Origin of the sequence: Pasteurella canis (assembly GCF_900454865.1) — a bacterium.
GTDB lineage: Bacteria > Pseudomonadota > Gammaproteobacteria > Enterobacterales > Pasteurellaceae > Pasteurella > Pasteurella canis.
Map to the genome: position 1 here is coordinate 866253 of NZ_UGTV01000015.1, position 18600 is coordinate 884852.

Sequence of the window (18600 nt, forward strand, 5' to 3'; positions counted from 1 at the left end):
TGGTCTATTTTATGTCAATCATTCAAATAAACGATCTCAATAAATTTTTTGGTGAAGGGAATAGTCGCACCCAAGTTCTCAAAAATATTCACTTAGAGATTAAAAAAGGAGAGTTTATTGCCATTATCGGCGCTTCGGGTTCAGGTAAATCAACTCTAATGAATATTATTGGCTGTCTAGACAGCGCAAGTTCAGGTTCATATAAAATTAGCAACATTGAAGTCAGTCAGCTTGATAAAAATGCGCTTTCTGATTTACGACAAAAGAAATTTGGCTTTATTTTTCAGCGGTATAATTTACTCTCAACCTTAACTGCATTAGAAAATGTTGCGCTGCCTGCCATTTATGCTGGAGTTGAGCAAAAAACACGTCTGATGCGTGCTAAACATTTATTAGAAAAATTAGGCTTACAGGATAAGTTAGCAAATAAACCCAACCAATTGTCTGGAGGTCAACAACAAAGGGTTAGTATTGCTCGTGCTTTAATGAACGGTGGTGAAATTATTCTTGCTGATGAACCCACTGGTGCATTAGATTCCAAAAGTGGTGCAACAGTAATGAATATTCTCCAACAACTCCATCATGAAGGACATACTATTATTGTAGTCACACATGATCAACAAATCGCACAATTTGCCAACCGTATTATTGAAATTAAAGATGGTGAAATTATTCAAGATCAACAAAAGTCTAATTGGGTTGTTGAAAAAAGCACTACACCAACAATACAAAAAACCCGTTTTACATTACTTAAAGATCAATTTATTGAATCATTTAAAATGTCGATTAATGCAATTGTGGCACATAAATTACGTTCATTACTCACAATGTTAGGTATTATTATTGGGATTACCTCTGTTGTTTCAGTAGTTGCATTGGGCAATGGTTCACAACAAAAAATCCTGTCAAATATCAGTTCATTAGGGACTAATACGATGGATATTTACAATGGGACAGGATTTGGTGACCGACGTGCAGAACGCATGCAAAATTTAACAGTTAGCGATGCCAATTTCCTTGCAAAACAAAGTTATATTGAAAGTGTCACGCCAAATAGTGCGGTCAGTGGTAGTCTAACTTATAGTAACCAGAGTTTTACTGCTCAAGTAAAAGGTGTCAACGAACAATTTTTTAATGTGAAGGGGATCAACTTACTACAAGGTCAACTCTTTACTTCTTATGATGTAGCACAAAATGCACAAGTCGCAGTCATTGACTCCAATACGTTACGGCAAATTTTTAACAACCGTTCCCCTTTAGGTCAAATTATCATGATTAATAAAAAGCCGCTTCGTGTTATTGGGGTAGCAAACCCAGCAGGAATAAATAGTAATAATAGCAGCTTAACGATCTGGCTCCCTTATACTACTGCAATGTATAAAATTTCAGGGAACGCTAAAATTGACTCTATTACAGTCAAAATCAAAGATGACATCAATACTCAAGTTGCCGAAAAAGATCTGACTCAGATTTTAACTATACGTCATGGCAAAAAAGATTTCTTCATAATAAATAGCGATACAATTAAGCAAACGATTGAAAATACAACTAATACGATGAAATTATTAATTTCTTCAATTGCATTAATTTCATTAGTCGTAGGCGGAATTGGAGTAATGAATATTATGCTAGTTTCTGTGACTGAACGAACAAAAGAAATTGGTATACGTATGGCGATAGGTGCAAGGCAATCAAATATTCTACAGCAGTTTCTCATTGAGTCCGTATTGATTTGCCTAATTGGTGGCGTACTCGGTATCTGTGCCTCACTTATTTTTGGATTAGTATTTAATCAATTTGCAACAAATTTTAGCATGATTTTTTCTCCATTTTCTATTATTACAGCCGTTCTTTGTTCCAGTTTAATCGGCATTATATTTGGCTATATACCCGCTAAAAATGCCGCAAAATTAAACCCAATTAACGCCTTAGCAAGAGAATAGAAAATTGCTATAATTGACTCAATCAAAAGTGTATCAAACTAGACCGCACTTTGTAACCAAAGGACAAGATAATGTTAAAACTAAATCAATTTACTTTTATTATCCTCTCAACTACATTAGTAGGTTGTACCAATATTGATAGTTCTTTCAAAGAGGCAAACCAACACTTTCAGCAATATGAAGAAATCACAAAGCAATATAGTGTAAAAGAAGACTGGTGGACATTATATCGCGATCCTCAGTTAAACAAATTAATTGAACAAGCATTAGAAAACAATAAAAATCTTGCCAAAGCTGCGATTAATGTTAATAAAGCACTTTATTCTGCTAATTTATTAGGGGCAAATCTAGTCCCTGCGTTTAGCGGAAAAACTGAATCAAGTGCATCTCGTAACATTGAACATAGTCAAAATTCAAGAATTACTCATAGTGGTTCACTAAATGTCAGCTATACATTAGATTTATGGCGTCGCTTAGCTGACGCGGCTTCTGCGGGTGAATGGGCATATAAAGCAAGTACTGAAGATCTTGAGGCAACTCGTTTAGCATTAATTAATTCGGTGATTGCGACTTACTACCAAATCGCTTTCTTAAACGATGCCATTCAGGCAACGGAAGGAAGTATAAAATATTATAATCAAATTAGCCAAATCATGTTAAATCGCTTTAAATTAGGCGTTGCTGATAGTGCTAGTGCAGATCAAGCACAACAATCGGTATTAAGAGCACGCAATCAACTGTTAACTTATCAAAGTCAACATAAAATAGCTGAACAAACATTACGTAACTTATTAAACTTAAAGCCAAGTGATATACTGACGCTTAGCCTACCTAAAATTCTCAACGTTAAGAATATCGGTATCAACACGAATATACCAGTCGCAACTATAGCCAATAGACCAGATATTAAAAGTGCACAATATCGTCTAAATAGTGCATTTAAAGATACTAAAGCAATGCAAAAAAGCTGGTTCCCAACTATTACATTAGGTGCAAGTTTGTCTTCAACAGGCACAAAAGTAGATAATGCACTACATACACCTGTTGCTGCTAGTTTAGTCAGTATTAACTTACCATTCTTAAATTGGAATACAGTCAGATGGAATGTTAAAATTTCTGAAGCTAACTATGAAACAGCAAGATTAAATTATGAGCAAACTATAACCAAAGCATTAAATGAAATTGATACTAATTATTTTACTTATCGCCAATCACAAGCTAGCTTAAATAATTTACAAACGGCGTACAGTTATAATAAGCGCATCACTCAATATTACAAAAACCGTTATGATGCAGGCGTATCACAACTACGCGATTGGCTAAATGCAGCAAATACAGAAAATGATTCACAAATTGCTATTTTAAATGCCAAATACCAGTTAATTCAGCAAGAAAATGCTGTTTACAGTGCTATGGCAGGTTACTATTCAAATAAATAAGGATTTCTATAGTTTCTTTCTGATAAACGTGAAAGAAGGTACCTCATGAAGATAGAAGTTTGTGTTGATAATATTGAATCCGTATTCATAGCCGAGCAAGCTGGGGCTGATCGCTTAGAGTTATGTGGTTGTTTAGCTATTGGTGGCGTCAGCCCCCAGTATTCACTCATCAAAAGTGCGGTCAATTTTAGCCAAATTCCATGTTATGTGATGATTCGTCCTCGCGCAGGCGATTTCCTATTTAACCATTATGAAGTACAGATGATGGTAGAAGATATCCAAATCGTCAAATCGCTAGGCGCGAAAGGTATAGTTATTGGCGCTCTTACAGAACAAGCTGAAATTGATGTAAAAATTTGTGAAACACTCATTCATGCAGCAGACGGTTTAGGGGTCACTTTTCATCGTGCCTTTGATTTATGTCATAACCCTTTTGACAGCTTAGAACAACTTATTGCGCTAGGCTGCGAGCGAGTTCTCACTTCGGGTCAAAAAACCACTGCACTTCACGGAAAAGACTTACTTAAACAACTTGTTAAACAGGCCAATAAACGAATTAGCATTATGGCTGGTGCAGGCGTTAATGCAGAAAATGCTCAAATACTCGTTAAAAACACTGGCATAGAAGAGTTACATTTATCTGGCAAAAGCTATCGATTAAGTCAAATGAAACAGCAGTCAGATGCCGTAATGGGCATAGATGCAGAAGACGATAAAAAAATTTGGATTAGTGACTTTAATAAAATTAAGGCTGTCAAAGCATTATTTTAAAAGAAAGTTGAGTTGGTCGATAAGCCGAGTTCTGTCGTGGACAATCATTCCTCTAGGCGTACGTTCACACGTACGCTCAAGCAACCTACCCGAATCCTGAACGGGCCGCTCATTGGATTCCTATTTGGTCTTGCTACGAGTGGAGTTTACCCTGCCATGTACTGTTACCAGCCATGCGGTGCGCTCTTACCGCACCCTTTCACCCTTACCAGTTAAAACTGGCGGTCTGCTCTCTGTTGCACTTGTCGTAGGCTCACGCCTCCCAGACGTTATCTGGCACTCTGCCCTATGTAGCTCGGACTTTCCTCTCGTTTACTTGTCCCACTAGGTCGTCATAAGACGGTTAAGGGCTTCAATAAACCAGCGATTGTCTAACCAACTCAAGGAGCGCAGTATAACGGAATTTTATACAGAAATACAGTACTATTGAAACTTATCAAAACTAGATTGCTCTTTAAACCACTTTATAACTTGAAGCAGACTTTATGTTATAATCAGACAAATTTGGGGTTATTGAAGGAATCAAAATGGATTACTTAAAAATTGCACAAGACACGCTTGCTGTAGAAGAACAGGCTCTTGCTCGACTCAGTCAGCGCCTTGACCAACAATTTACTGATGTTGTCGAGTTATTATTGAATTGTGAAGGTCGTTTAGTGATTGGAGGAATTGGAAAATCAGGTCTAGTAGGTAAAAAAATGGTCGCGACTTTCGCCTCAACAGGTACACCAAGTTTCTTCCTACACCCAACTGAAGCATTTCATGGCGATTTAGGTATGCTCAAGCCTATTGATATTGTTATGTTAATTTCTTATAGCGGTGAAACAGATGATGTCAATAAATTAATCCCGAGCTTAAAAAACTTTGGTAATAAAATCATTGCCCTCACAGGAAACCCATATTCTACACTTGCTAAACATGCAGATTATGTACTAGATATCAGTGTTGAACGTGAAGTTTGTCCTAATAATCTCGCGCCAACAACCTCTGTACTCGTTACAATGGCATTAGGCGATGCACTGGCTGTTTCGCTGATTAAAGCTCGTGATTTCCAACCCGCTGACTTCGCTAAATTTCACCCAGGTGGAAGTTTGGGTCGACGACTCCTTTGCCGTGTTAAAGATCAAATGCAAACACGTCTCCCTGTCACAGCAATGCATACCTCTTTTACTGATTGTTTAACAATTATGAATGAAGGCAGAATGGGAGTGGCTCTCGTTATGGAACAGAATGAGTTAAAAGGTATCATCACTGATGGTGATATTCGACGTGCATTGAGTGCTAATGGAGCTGAAACATTAAAGAAAAATGCTCAGGATCTAATGACTTCGACCCCTAAAACAATCCACCAAGACACTTATTTATCTGATGCAGAAAATTTCATGAAAGCACAAAAGATACATTCTTTAGTAGTGGTTGATGATGAAAATAACGTAGTTGGTTTAGTGGAGTTTTCAAGCTGATGTTAATAGAAAAATTAAAAAAAATTAAGTTTGTTATTACAGATATTGATGGCGTATTAACTGATGGCTCATTACATTATGATGCTAATGGCGAAGCAATTAAAACCTTCCATGTTCGTGATGGACTTGGCATTAAGATGTTAATGGAATCAGGTATTCAAGTCGCCGTTTTATCAGGAAGAGACTCCCCAATTCTACGTAAACGTATTGCTGATTTAGGCATCAAATTATTCTTCTTAGGTAAACTGGAAAAAGAAAGTGCTTGCTTTGAATTGATGCAACAAGCCCACGTATCGGCCTCTGAAACAGCCTATATTGGTGATGACAGTGTTGATTTACCTGCATTTGCAGTTTGTGGCTTATCTTTTGCTGTAAATGATGCACCTATTTATGTAAAACAACAAGTCGATCATGTCTTAAATCTTGCTGGAGGAAAAGGCGCTTTTAGAGAAATGTCAGATATGATTTTAGCCGCGCAAAATAAAAGCGCAATTTATAACAGCGCGAAAGGCTTTCTTAAAACTGTAGCTAAAATGACTCAATAAATTTAATGACTTTTAACACTAAAAAAGCACTATTCTCAAACCAGAATAGTGCTTTTCATTTCTTTAAATTATAAGAATTATTTTACAATGCGTAAATGAGAAACTTTCTTTGTGTCAGTACTCTTATCTAAATTATTCTCATTTTTATTCACTTTATTCTCAGTTACTGTTTTATCGACTGCTTCAACAAAGCTTAACGGTTGCTCTACGCTGATAGAATCAAGATCATTATATATCTCTTCTGGTTCAAACATGACACCATCACCATTTTCTCTTGCATAAATTGCTAAAGCTGCTCCCATTGGAATATAAATATCCTGCGGTACACCACGAAAACGTGCATTAAATTGAATAAAATCATTAGTCAAATGTAAGTTACCAACTGCATTAGTAGATAAATTCAACACAATTTGACCATCTTTTACATATTCAACGGGTACTTTAACATTACGATAAGTAGCATCGACCACTAAATAAGGAGTAAAGTCGTTATCAACCAGCCAATCATAATAAGCACGTAATAAATAAGGTCGTTTTGGGGATACTTTATATTCCATGTGAAATTATTTCTCATCCATTAAGTTTTTAGGTGTAACAACACCTAAAGATTGCATAAAAGAGTCACGTTCAAATACACGAGACATATAAGCCTTAATCGCTTTACTACCCGCACCACTGAATTCTACACCTAGCTCTTGCATACGCCATAATAATGGTGCGACATAACAATCTACTAAGCTAAATTCTTCATTCATAAAATAAGGCATTTGAGTAAAAATAGGTGCAATTGCCAAAATCTCTTCTTTTAACTGTTTTAATGCAGTTGTACGCTCTGCTTCTGTACCTTTCTCTGCTTTTTCTAATGCAGGGTACCAGTCTTGCTCAATACGTAACATTAATAAACGGCTTTTTCCACGTGCAACAGGATAAACAGGCATTAATGGCGGATGTGGAAAACGTTCATCAAGATATTCCATAATAATACGTGAATTGAATAAAACTAAATCACGATCAACTAATGTCGGCAATGTGCCATATGGATTTAATTCCATTAAATCTTCTGATACGACTTGAGGATCTACAACTTCCGTTTCATAAGCAACACCTTTTTCCGCTAATACAATACGCACCTGATGGCAATAAATATCTGTTTTATCTGAAAAAAGTGTCATTATTGAACGTTTATTTGCAGCGCTTGTCATCTATTCCTCCGACAGCTCTAAAATGAATTAAAATCGATTAAACTGTGCCGTATTCTCGGCATAATATCATATAAAAAATGGGCGTTTATTCTACCATAAATCATGTGATAATTTCCAAAGTTTCTCGTAATTTTTTCTCTAGACAAAAAAATTGCAAGTCCTTTGGGACTTGCAATTTGAATATAAAACGTAAAATATAAAATTAACGTTTTGAGAATTGTGGACGACGACGTGCTTTGCGTAGACCCACTTTTTTACGCTCAACTTGACGTGCATCACGGGTTACGAAACCAGCTGCGCGTAATACAGAACGTAAGCTCTCATCATATTCGATTAATGCGCGAGTCACGCCATGACGGATTGCACCCGCTTGACCTGAAATACCGCCACCTTTAACAGTGATGTATAGGTCTAATTTATCAGTCATTTCAACCAACTCTAAAGGCTGACGAACGATCATACGCGCTGTTTCGCGACCGAAATAAACGTCTAACTCACGTTGGTTGATAGTGATTTTACCACTGCCCGGTTTAATAAATACACGAGCTGAAGAGCTTTTGCGGCGACCTGTGCCGTAGTTTTGATTCTCTGCCATATCCTAAACCTCGTGATTAAATGTCTAAAACTTGTGGTTGTTGTGCAGCATGGTTATGTTCTGAACCTGCATACACTTTTAATTTACGATACATTGCGCGACCTAATGGTCCTTTTGGCAACATACCTTTAACCGCAATTTCAATCACTGCTTCAGGACGGCGTGCGATCATTTCTTTAAAAGTCGCTTGTTTAATGCCACCTACATATCCAGTGTGCCAGTAGTAAATTTTATCGCTTTCTTTATTACCAGTTACAGCTACTTTATCAGCATTAATAACGATGATGTAATCACCAGTATCAACGTGTGGAGTATATTCAGCTTTATGTTTACCACGAAGGCGACGTGCTAATTCAGTCGCTAAACGACCTAAAGTTTTACCTGTCGCATCTACTACATACCAGTCGCGTTTAACCGTTTCTGGTTTTGCTACAAAAGTTTTCATTAATTAATTACCAAAATAATATTATTAATACCCAGTGTTTAATGACTAAACACAACCATGAATCTTAATCAAACACCCCTTCGAGTGTGATCTCGATAAAATAATGCGTGGTGGGAAATCCAACACATTCACAGGGTCGCGAGATTATACAAAAGAAAGAAATAAAAAGCGACTACTTTTTATAAAGAGGAAGGAAGAAAAATAAAAAAAGTAATGAGATAAAAACAAATAAAAAGTTTGCGAATATCGATACACTCGCAAACTTTTTGAGTTATAAAACTATGCTTGAGCTGTCAGATCTTTGATAACAGTTGTAGCCGCATTTTTCATCACCGAACCAATCCCCTTCTTCGCTGATACATTAGAGGTATAATACTGGCTACGACCAATTTCTTGATGATTTTTAGCTTTTAAAACGAAATATGGCTTATCATTTTTAGCGACACGTACTTCAAAATTCTTTTCATCTACACCATTTTTTTGTACAGATGCAATACCATTTTCAGCAGCAGATCGCGAACGATAAAGTTCACTCGTTAAAATGATTTGACTGTTTGCAGCCTTTAAATTGAACATGAATTGACCATCTTTTGCTAATTTAAGTTCGTACCAACCTAATGCCATAATTTTCTCCTTAGATAATATTTTTGAGACAAGATGCTCAATAACAAGCATAGTTTTTTTGCAAAAAATTGCAACTATTTTAACCAATTAAAGTGCTTGTTTAGTGTAAAGATTTACTTTACTCAAAGCAGACATTTTCTTGACATAATTATCTATTTTTTCAGGAAATTTAAGCCCTTTAACACAAGTCAAATTACGTAAGATTGGGAATACTAAAATATCTTCTAATGACAAAGATTGATTTAATGATGTGCCCCCTATCACTAATGACTCTAATTTATCTAAATCCAGTTCTAATCTTGATAAATATTCATCTGTTTTACTCATATGTTGAGCAAAATCTCCAACATATTCCGTTTTCTTTTTAGTGAAATAGTCAATAGCACTTTGTGTCGCAAATTCTGGTACATCTAGTTTAATAAAACGTGGCATTAATAAATAATTTGAATAACTCGTTATGTCCTTCAATACCGCCTCAACTTCAGGACGTACATCTTTTTGCACAATAGGTGTACAATAATGAGTATCAATATAGTTTACAATATCTAAACTTTCTGGCATTGCCTCTCCATCTTCTTTTATTAAGATGGGAACTACTTTTTTACCCACTAAATTTGTTGGCGTTACCTCATCATCATTCAAGAGCACATTCATTTTTACATCAAGTTCTTTTAAACCAAAAATCATCATGGCACGAACACAATAAGGACAATGGTCATAAACATAAAGTTGCATATTTTTCTCCTGTTAATCAATTCAAACTTAAGCACTTTAATTAGATTTTTTAAACAATTCAACTAGCAATTTACTTAATCCACTTTGTCGTTTTATTGGATTCTTCACTGCATTTTTCCAAATATCTGCTGTAGTAAAAATACTGAGCTTTTGTTTTGCTCTCGTAATACCAGTATAAATTAACTCTCTCGATAAAATCGGATTAGGCTCTGTTGGTAAGACTAAATAAGTATGATCAAACTCAGATCCTTGTGCTTTATGTACTGTCATGACAAAAGCCGTTTCATAACTTGGTACACGGCTCGCCAATACAGTTTTATAATGATTTTTACCTTGCTCGAACCAAACTTTTCCTTCCCCTAAAAATAAGCCTATATCACCATTATACAAACCAATATGATTGTCATTTTGTGTAATCATTATAGGTTTACCAAGATACCAGTCGCGTTCATGTTTAAAATGTAACAAACCTTTTTGCTGTAAACGCTGTGCAATTTTTTGATTTAATTGTTCTACACCAAGCTCTCCCACACGAAGTGCAGTCAAAAAACGAATAGAATTAAACAACATAAAGATATGGCTAACTTGCTGTTCAGTGATGCGAGTATGAGTTTGTTGAATGTGTTTTATCATGAGCAAATAATCAGCATATTTTTCAACAGCATGTTTTATTACTAATGCAACACAAGCCTGCGTGTAGGCAACTGGGTTAGCTGATTTTAAGGATATTAAAGTGGTAAAATCAATGAGTTCAAGATCATCAAATTCACTTAAACATTGCCAACTTAACTCAATTTTTCCTTGATTAACCGCTTTCGCTAATTGTCCAATACCTGACTGGCTTGAAAAGCGATGACTATAATGTAAATGACACAAATGATCACGTATAGGATGATAGTCTGTAGTATGCTCAAGCTGAATATCTGCTACTTCGTACAAATAACGGGCTAATACATTGCTATAAGATGTTTGTGCAAATTGCCTTAATTCACTTAAAGTTTCCCCCGCCTCTACTGGAGAGAGTTGATTTTCATCGCCTAATAAAATCAATTTTGTCTTTGCTTTAAGCGCTTGTAATAACTTCGTCATCAAGGGCAAGTCAATCATTGAGGCTTCGTCAACTACTAGCACATCAAGCTGCAATGGATTTTTAGTGTTAAATTGTGGCATATCTTCAAAAAAACGTATGCCCAATAAACGATGTAGCGTTTGTGCTGTAGTCGGAATAGATGCCATTAATTCAGATGTAATAATAATCTTTTCTCGAGCACATAAGTTTTCTAGTGCACTGTGTATAGACTCTGTCAAACGTGCAGCTGCCTTTCCTGTTGGTGCAACCAATTTAATCCTTAGCTTGTGACAATGTAACTCTTGCAGCGCAAGCAATAATCGCGCAACTGTCGTTGTTTTACCAGTGCCTGGTCCACCAGTTACTAAACAAAAATTTTGCCGTAAGGCTGTCGCTACTGCGACTTTTTGCCAATTAATTTCAGTAGTCTGCTCTGTAAGAGGAAAATACTTCTCCAATACTTGTTTTACTGGTACTAAATCACTTTGACTCATTGAACTAGATTGATTTTGTATAGTATTTTTTAAATAGTTAGCAACCCAATATTCGTCTTGCCAAATACGATAAAAATATAAAGCATTAAATTGGAACACCAACGGTGCAACACGTGATAAAGGATCCTCACTAAATGCAATATGATGTTTAAGGGCTGATTGCCACTGGTCAATCGGCATAAAGCCTATTTTTGCTTGTATTTCCGCTAAATAATGACGTTCTGATGTACGATGAGCTAAATTGAAATAATTTTGTTCAAGATGATGATCTAAAAGCAAACAGGTATTGCCTTGTTGGTAGCTATAACTACACAATGCAGCTAATAAAATAGCGAGATTTTGAACTTCTGTATGATAGTCTTTAGGCTGTTTATCGGCAATTAATTTTGCGAAATAATAATCTCCCGCACTGATCCATTGTTGCTGTTTTAACTCTTTTAAGAGGGTAAGCATTACAGTAACTCCTCTAACTCTGCAATGAGATCCGCATTAGGCTTGTTAAAATATATACCATAATTATCTTTTCCATTCATGCCTCGTAAAAAAGTATAAATCACACCACCAAAATCTCTCTCATAGTGATAATTTTGATCTCGTTGTGTTAAATAACGGTGAAGAGCTATTGTATAAAACAAATATTGCCAATCATAATGTTGCTCCACCATAACTTTGTTAAGTTGCTCTGGCGCATAATCAACAAAATCATGCCCTAACTTGTTGGACTTATAGTCCAATAAGTAATATTTCCCTTGATAGCGGAAAACAAGATCAATAAATCCTCGTAGCATTCCTTGAATCCCATGAGTGAAATCTTGTAATTGCAAAGGTGTTGATATGAATTGATACTTTTGTAATAGCTGATTAAATTTATTAGCTTGGAATGTATGTTTGAACTGCAAATAGAATGCCATTTCTTTCAAACAATCTTGGGGGGCTAAATCTGCAAGTTTAAGATTTTCATTTTCAAATAATGGTGTATTTAAAATACGAGTTAACCATGTTTGTAATGATCCAAGCCATTGCTGATCAAGTTGTAACTGCTGACAAATTTGCTGCAGAGCTGTTAATTCAATAGGTTGGTTGAAGTTATTTTGTTCAAAATATTGGTGAAGAATTTGACCTACTTGAGCACCAGCAGGTAAATCAAAAGGTGTATAACCTAAAGGATAGCCTTCAACAATTGATTGCGGTAAATAAATATCCTGCTGAGTGCCCTGCTCTAATTTATAATCCTTCAATTCAGCGGAAAATGTAGCTGTCGATGTCTGTTCTTCTTGCTTTGTCAGATAAAACTGTTTTGTTCTTTCGTGCTGAGCACTTATAGCTGTAAAGCTCGTCACTTGCCAATTTTTTTCAATCTCTCCACGAAATTCAGCGTAATGTAGTGCATCTTTTGGAACATAACATGAGGATACCTTTTTAGGCTGTAATACAGAAAAATCCTCAATGATAATGTCCACTTGCTGGTTCCGCATACGCTGTTGAAACTCAGCTAAAACTGACCGCACTTCTTCATGCCGATCCATTTTTCCTGCAGTCAAAACATACTGCAAGCAATTCCAACTTGGTAAAAAAGAAGTAGGCAATGCTAATGCAATTTGATACTTCGCTCGAGTTAAGGCGACATAAAGTAGTCGCATTTCCTCTGCTCGTTGCTCTTGCTCAATTTCTACTTGATGCTGCTGTTGCACATCCCATAATACCTGTTGTGCACAACTATCATAATATGTTTGAATCAATTGTTTATTGTCTTTTAATGCATCAGCAATAAAAGGTAACCAAACTAAGTCATATTCTAATCCTTTAGATTTATGAATAGTCACAATTTTGACGAGCTGCCGTTCACTTTCCAAGCGAATTTGTTGACCCTCTTGGCGATCTTCACCTTGAATTTGTTTTTCAAACCAACGTAACAAACTTGCCGCACTATCATTTAAGCGACTTGCTTCCTGTAATAATTCAGCAAGATGTAATAGATCTGTCGTTTTACGTTCTCCACCTACGCTAGCCAGTAATTTCTCCGTAATCTTTTCTGTGAGGAAAAGCTGATGGAGCATGGCTAAAATTCCCTGTTTCTGCCAAATACGCTGATAATGAATAAAACGCTCTACTTGCTCTGTCCAACGATGTTCATCTTGTTTAATTGCGCTAATCTCAGCTGTTGTTAAAGCAAAAATACGTGTTGCAATCGCATTTAAAATATGACGTTCACTAAATGGGTTTAGACAAGCGGTTAAAATTAAAACTAATTGTTTAGCTTCATCACAATCAAACACATTACTACGATCAGAAAGATAGACCGATGCGATACCTAACTGTTGTAGGGCTTGTATCACTAACTCGGCTTCAGTCCAGTTTCGTACAATTACGGCAATCCGCTCAGCACTTAAAGGTTTTATTTTATTATCCAAAGCAAAAAAGGCTTGATTTTCTTGCGCACTTTGCAACCAGTTTTGAATTGAAATAGCACAAATTTGTGCCATAGCTTGTTTTTGTGCTTTACTGAATCCTGACGGTTTACTTTCACCAAGATCACCAATATAGCAACGTAATGCAGGTTCAATTTTGCCATGTAATTTGAATTTAGCTTGAGTCTGACTAGCAATAACAGGATGAAATTGAATTTGTGGATATAAAAAAGGTAAACTATCTGATTGAAAATCAAACAAAGCGTTAATACATTTCACTAAGCTTTGCTCCGATCGCCAGTTGACGCCTAAAGTGAAACGCATATCCGCTTGCTGTGCCGCTTTGAAATACGTAAAAATATCTGCACCACGAAATTTATAAATCGCTTGCTTAGGATCACCAATCATAATAAAGCCATTTTCAACAGGCTGCTGGTGAATATAAATCTTGGCGAAAATGTGATACTGCTGTACATCCGTATCTTGAAATTCATCAATCATAGCAAACGGATATTGTAAGCGAATAAATTGGGCGAGCTCGTCACCTTGAGTAGAATAAAGTGCCTGCTTTAATAAGCGTAATAAATCATCAAAGTTTTTCTGTGTGTGATTCAATTTATAGTCAATTAGTTTTTGTTGTACACCTCGTAAATAATGATATAACACGACTTTCTCATCAATTGCTTGTTCTGCTGTATTCATTATCACATCATCAACTAGCTGAAAAACGGAATGAGAAATGGGTTCTGCCCCTTCGTCTGCATAACTCACTAACGCTTGTTGGCTAAAATATTTGGTTAATGTTTCAGGTAATTTAGTTGTTAATGCTGATCTTGCCCAAACTTGTATACTGTTAAACCAACTCGGCACATAATTTTTTTTAAAGCGAGTTCGTTGTAAAGACTTTTTCTCACCTTTTTTATAATTTTTATCTAATTCATTGAAAATCAACGAGCGTAATTCAGTCTCATGTGCTAACCATTGTTGCTTTAATTGTTGTACAAGAGCTTGTTTAGGTAAGACATACTGTTGTAAAAACTCGACTAGTGACATACTCAGCCATGCTTTAGAACCAATATCAGGTTCTAACTGATGTGATATATGACTGCGTAATTTTTTAAGGACCGCTTGGGGCGACACTAATACTTGGTGGATATAATTAGCAATTTCTAAAGGTTGTGAATAAAAATTTTCACGCCAAAAATCCTTGAATAAACGCTCTAGCAGCTCACTTTCATCTTTTACTAATTCTAAATTGAAATGAATGCCAGAATTAAACGCATATTGCATTAACATACGACGACAAAAACCATGAATTGTATAAATTGCTGCCAGATCCATCGTTTGTTCAGCCATTTTTAAACGTTGTATTGCGACATCAATATCTTGGATAGAATCGACTAACTCCATGAGAAAGGGATCATGTGCTAATGCCTTCACGCCTTCAACTTTATAAGCAATAAACGCTTTTTTCGCCTGATGAATACGTTCGCGGATACGTCCTTTTAGCTCCTCAGTTGCTGCCTCTGTAAAAGTTACAACTAAAATGTCTTGTACGTTTAATGGTCGAGAAAAACAATGTTCTCCTGCTTGCAGTAATAAACGTAAATAGAGTGAACCAATAGTATAAGTTTTCCCTGTACCAGCAGAAGCTTCTATCAGACAAACTTGGTTGAGAGGTGTGGTGAGAGGATTGAGATGATCGACCGTATCCATCGTTTTATTTTTCTCTGTATTCATATTTAACAAAAAGTGCGGTCTATTTTACCGCACTTTTACATTTAAAAGTTTAATACTTTATCGGCTTCGAAGGTCCAATCTGCCAATTCAGCGAGTGTACCAATTTCAATCCCTTCTGCTAGCGGTAAATGAGTCATTCCACGTGCTTGTGTACAGGTTTTACAGAGTTTTACTTGTGCACCTTGTGCAGTGAGAATTTCTAATGCTTGTTGTAAATGGTATCCTTCTGTTGGATTTTGCTTGGCTAACCCACCTGTTACAGCATCAGACATTAAAAATATTTTTAAATCTACTGCACGTTGATATTGATCTTGTAATTGTAATGCTAAACGCAATGCACTAAAAAAAGCTTCATTACCATAAGGCGCTGCGTGAATAATGAATAGAATTTTTTGCATATTAACCTACCCAAACAAATTTTGCGATAAATAGGAAAGAAACAACCCAAACTGGTGCGTTAACTTCTTTAATACGACCAGTACAGGTTTTCATAATACAATAACTAATGAAACCAAAAGCAATACCTTCTGTAATAGAATAAGTAAATGGCATCATCGCAGCAGTAATAAAGGCTGGTGTAGCTTCTGTTAAATCTTCCCATTTCACACGAATTAAACTAGATGCCATTAAAATGCCCACATAAACTAATGCCCCTGCTGTCGCATAAGCAGGCACTACACTGGCAAGTGGAGAAAAGAAAATAGTTAATAAGAATAAAATACCGACTGTGACTGCCGTTAAACCTGTACGACCTCCCACAGAAACCCCCGCACCACTTTCAATATAAGTACTGATTGCAGATGTTCCCATATAAGAGCCTGCAACAGCACTCACACTATCAACATAAAGTGCTTGTTTCATTTTAGGGAAACGTCCTTTTTCATCACTGATTCCAGCCTTATCTGTTACACCTAGTAATGTACCTGAAGAATCGAATAAATTGACTAATAAAAAGGAAAAAATAATTCCCAACAATGCCGTATCCAATGCACCAGTAATATCAACTTGACCAACAACAGGCGCTAAACTTGGTGGCATAGAAATAATCCCATTAAATGCGACCTGAGGATCAATAAAAAAGGCCAGTGCAGTAACGACCGCGATAGAAACTAAAACACCAGAATAAATATTACGTGCAGCTAATACTACAATAATAAAGAAACCTAATATGCCAAGTAATACTTTTGGATCATGTAATTCGCCTAATGCGACTAAAGTTGATGGATTAGCTACGACAAGTCCCATATTTTTAAAACCGATTAGTGCAATAAATAGACCGATACCAGCCCCGATCCCTACACGCAATCCTAATGGAATTGATGCCATCAGCCAATAGCGAATTTGAAAGATCGTTAAAATCAGTAATCCAACAGATCCCCAAAAGATCGTGCCCATTCCAATTTGCCAAGAATAACCCAATTTACTGACGACGACATAAGCAAAAAATGCATTTAATCCCATAGCAGGTGCGAGTGCAATAGGTAGATTACTGAATAATCCCATCGCAATAGTGCCTAAACCAGCAATTAAACAAGTTGTCACAAATACAACCTGTTTATCCATACCTGCATCGCCTAAAATAGAAGGGTTAACAAATACAATATACACCATCGTAAAGAAAGTTGTGATTCCCGCAATAATTTCAGTTCTAGGGGTAGTTTTTTTCTCTTTTAAGTTAAAAAAACGATGTAGAAAAGATTGATTTTCCATTGTAATTCCTAAGGTTATTGTAAAAACAAGAAATGATGAAAAACAGGTCTAAAATGTGGAGGTGTTTTTCCAGTGGATTCTAACAGAAGAATAAATGAGATGCATCGTTTTTTAAACAAAAAAGAAAAGATAGAACCCAGATATAACAATAGACGCAATCGTTTCACTAAAATTACAGTAAGAGCATATGTATTCTTGTTAATAGCAAATACAATGATTAAAATTTTTCCTACATGTAACAAAAAACGGACATAAGTTTAAGTACCTGTGCCCGTTTTTATCTCATTTATGCTATTACATTAAATATAAATGAGCTACAAACCAATTTGTTGTTTAATACGATCGGCAAACATACCGATACTGACTGCAAAATAATTAGAACGGTTCCAATCTAATAACGTGCGATAATTGTTAGAGACCAAAAATGTACGCCCCACTTCACGATCTGGACTAACTAACCAGAGATCTGCTGTAGAAAGTGCGGTCAGTTTTTCCTGATTTTGCGCTGAATAAGATTTCAAAAATACTCCCAACTGTTGCCAATCTTGTAACGAGCGTTTCTTATGTTTTTCAATACCCACAAAGTCAAGAGATAAAGGTTTCGTCAAGTTGACTTCAATTCCCCAAGGTAGTTGGTTATTCCAACCTACTGTGCTCAAATAACTCGCAATGGAAGCAAATACATCGTCATGATTTTGCCAAATATCTTTTTCACCATCGTGATTACCATCTGCTGCATAGCGTAAATAAGAACTTGGCATAAACTGAGTTTGCCCCATCGCGCCAGCCCACGAGCCTAACATTTTCTGACGTGAAATATCTTTACGTTCCAACATTTTCATCGCCGCAATAAATTCTCGACTAAACAAATGTTCGCGCCGCCCTTCAAACGCTAATGTCGCAAGTACCGAAAGTACATCATAACGACCTTGATAATAACCAAAGCTACTTTCCATTCCCCATAGCGACATCAAATATTCTTTTTGTACACCAAAGCGCTGACTGGCTTTTTCTAATTGTGTTTGTTGCTCCCAATAATGCTTTGCTGCGACATCTACTTTATGCGCTGTTAATACACGATTTAAATAATGAGTTGTACCATTTGGATTTAAACGTACAGGATCATTTGGATCGCGCTTTTTCACACGCCCAGCTTGTTGACGATCTAAATCAATGGCTTTTTCAATATAACGGATATCATTATGTTGAGTTAAAGTCTGTTCAGAAATGCCCTCACTAAGTGCTTTACTTTTCAAAAATTCCACATAATCATCAAAATTATTGAGTGTCCTTGCTTTATCATACTTTGCACCCAGATTTAAAGGTTGTAGTGTTGACTTACTTGAACAACCTACAAAGATAAGACAAGCCAGTACAACACTGGCTTTATGTATAAATTTTAATAACACAACAGCTT

16 protein-coding genes and 1 other RNA gene are annotated in these 18600 nt (G+C 36.1%); 5 read left to right on the forward strand and 12 right to left on the reverse strand.

Going from position 1 to position 18600, the window contains the following annotated elements; translation table 11 throughout:
* Positions 1-11 precede the first annotated feature (11 nt).
* The 3 genes from DYE19_RS04675 (at position 12) to DYE19_RS04685 (ending at position 4153) form a co-directional block, all read left to right on the forward strand.
* A complete protein-coding gene (locus tag DYE19_RS04675; RefSeq protein WP_115322792.1) occupies positions 12-1943 on the forward strand; it encodes a MacB family efflux pump subunit in 1932 nt (643 codons plus the stop codon).
* 71 nt (positions 1944-2014) lie between these two features.
* Positions 2015-3382 carry a toxin/drug exporter TdeA gene (tdeA, locus tag DYE19_RS04680; protein ID WP_115322793.1) on the forward strand — a complete coding sequence of 456 codons (1368 nt, stop codon included), beginning with the start codon at positions 2015-2017 and terminating at the stop codon, positions 3380-3382.
* A gap of 45 nt (positions 3383-3427) precedes the next feature.
* The gene (locus tag DYE19_RS04685; protein ID WP_115322794.1) at positions 3428-4153 is read left to right on the forward strand and encodes a copper homeostasis protein CutC; all 726 of its coding nucleotides are present in this window, start codon (positions 3428-3430) and stop codon (positions 4151-4153) included.
* 4 nt (positions 4154-4157) lie between these two features.
* Here DYE19_RS04685 and rnpB read toward each other — a convergent pair.
* Positions 4158-4536, reverse strand: an RNA gene (gene rnpB / locus DYE19_RS04690) — RNase P RNA component class A.
* Positions 4537-4680: 144 nt separating this feature from the next.
* On the opposite strand from rnpB, the gene DYE19_RS04695 reads away from it, so the two are divergent.
* Complete coding sequence (locus tag DYE19_RS04695) at positions 4681-5616, forward strand: KpsF/GutQ family sugar isomerase (protein WP_115322795.1); 936 nt, start codon at positions 4681-4683, stop codon at positions 5614-5616.
* Positions 5616-6161: a KdsC family phosphatase gene (locus DYE19_RS04700; protein WP_115322796.1), complete on the forward strand. Its 546-nt coding sequence runs from the start codon at positions 5616-5618 to the stop codon at positions 6159-6161. The genes DYE19_RS04695 and DYE19_RS04700 overlap by 1 nt, the downstream gene beginning before the upstream one ends.
* 77 nt (positions 6162-6238) lie before the next feature.
* Here DYE19_RS04700 and DYE19_RS04705 read toward each other — a convergent pair whose 3' ends face one another.
* The 11 genes from DYE19_RS04705 to DYE19_RS04755 form a co-directional block, all read right to left on the reverse strand.
* Complete coding sequence (locus DYE19_RS04705; RefSeq protein WP_049214513.1) at positions 6239-6718, reverse strand: ClpXP protease specificity-enhancing factor; 480 nt, start codon at positions 6716-6718, stop codon at positions 6239-6241.
* Between the two features lie 6 nt (positions 6719-6724).
* Positions 6725-7363, reverse strand: a complete 639-nt coding sequence (sspA, locus tag DYE19_RS04710) for a stringent starvation protein SspA (RefSeq protein WP_115322797.1) — start codon at positions 7361-7363, stop codon at positions 6725-6727.
* 202 nt (positions 7364-7565) lie between these two features.
* Positions 7566-7958, reverse strand: a complete 393-nt coding sequence (rpsI, locus tag DYE19_RS04715) for a 30S ribosomal protein S9 (protein WP_049214515.1) — start codon at positions 7956-7958, stop codon at positions 7566-7568.
* Positions 7959-7974: 16 nt separating this feature from the next.
* Positions 7975-8403: a 50S ribosomal protein L13 gene (gene rplM / locus DYE19_RS04720; RefSeq protein WP_049214516.1), complete on the reverse strand. Its 429-nt coding sequence runs from the start codon at positions 8401-8403 to the stop codon at positions 7975-7977.
* A 279-nt stretch (positions 8404-8682) separates the two neighbouring features.
* Positions 8683-9027 carry a YegP family protein gene (locus tag DYE19_RS04725; RefSeq protein ID WP_049214517.1) on the reverse strand — a complete coding sequence of 115 codons (345 nt, stop codon included), beginning with the start codon at positions 9025-9027 and terminating at the stop codon, positions 8683-8685.
* Positions 9028-9114: 87 nt separating this feature from the next.
* On the reverse strand, positions 9115-9762 hold the full coding sequence (locus DYE19_RS04730; RefSeq protein WP_115322798.1) for a GrxB family glutaredoxin: 648 nt from the start codon (positions 9760-9762) through the stop codon (positions 9115-9117).
* Between the two features lie 36 nt (positions 9763-9798).
* Complete coding sequence (recD, locus tag DYE19_RS04735; RefSeq protein WP_115322799.1) at positions 9799-11778, reverse strand: exodeoxyribonuclease V subunit alpha; 1980 nt, start codon at positions 11776-11778, stop codon at positions 9799-9801.
* Positions 11778-15449, reverse strand: a complete 3672-nt coding sequence (gene recB / locus DYE19_RS04740; protein WP_115322800.1) for an exodeoxyribonuclease V subunit beta — start codon at positions 15447-15449, stop codon at positions 11778-11780. Before recB ends, recD begins: the two co-directional genes overlap by 1 nt.
* Before the next feature lie 65 nt (positions 15450-15514).
* Positions 15515-15871 (reverse strand): DsrE/DsrF/TusD sulfur relay family protein, encoded by a 357-nt coding sequence (locus DYE19_RS04745; protein ID WP_049214521.1) that lies wholly within the window; start codon positions 15869-15871, stop codon positions 15515-15517.
* A gap of 1 nt (position 15872) precedes the next feature.
* Positions 15873-17183, reverse strand: coding sequence for an NCS2 family permease (locus DYE19_RS04750; protein ID WP_115322801.1), 1311 nt, complete (start codon positions 17181-17183; stop codon positions 15873-15875).
* 314 nt (positions 17184-17497) lie between these two features.
* Positions 17498-18592, reverse strand: a complete 1095-nt coding sequence (locus DYE19_RS04755; protein ID WP_115322802.1) for a lytic murein transglycosylase — start codon at positions 18590-18592, stop codon at positions 17498-17500.
* Positions 18593-18600 lie beyond the last annotated feature (8 nt).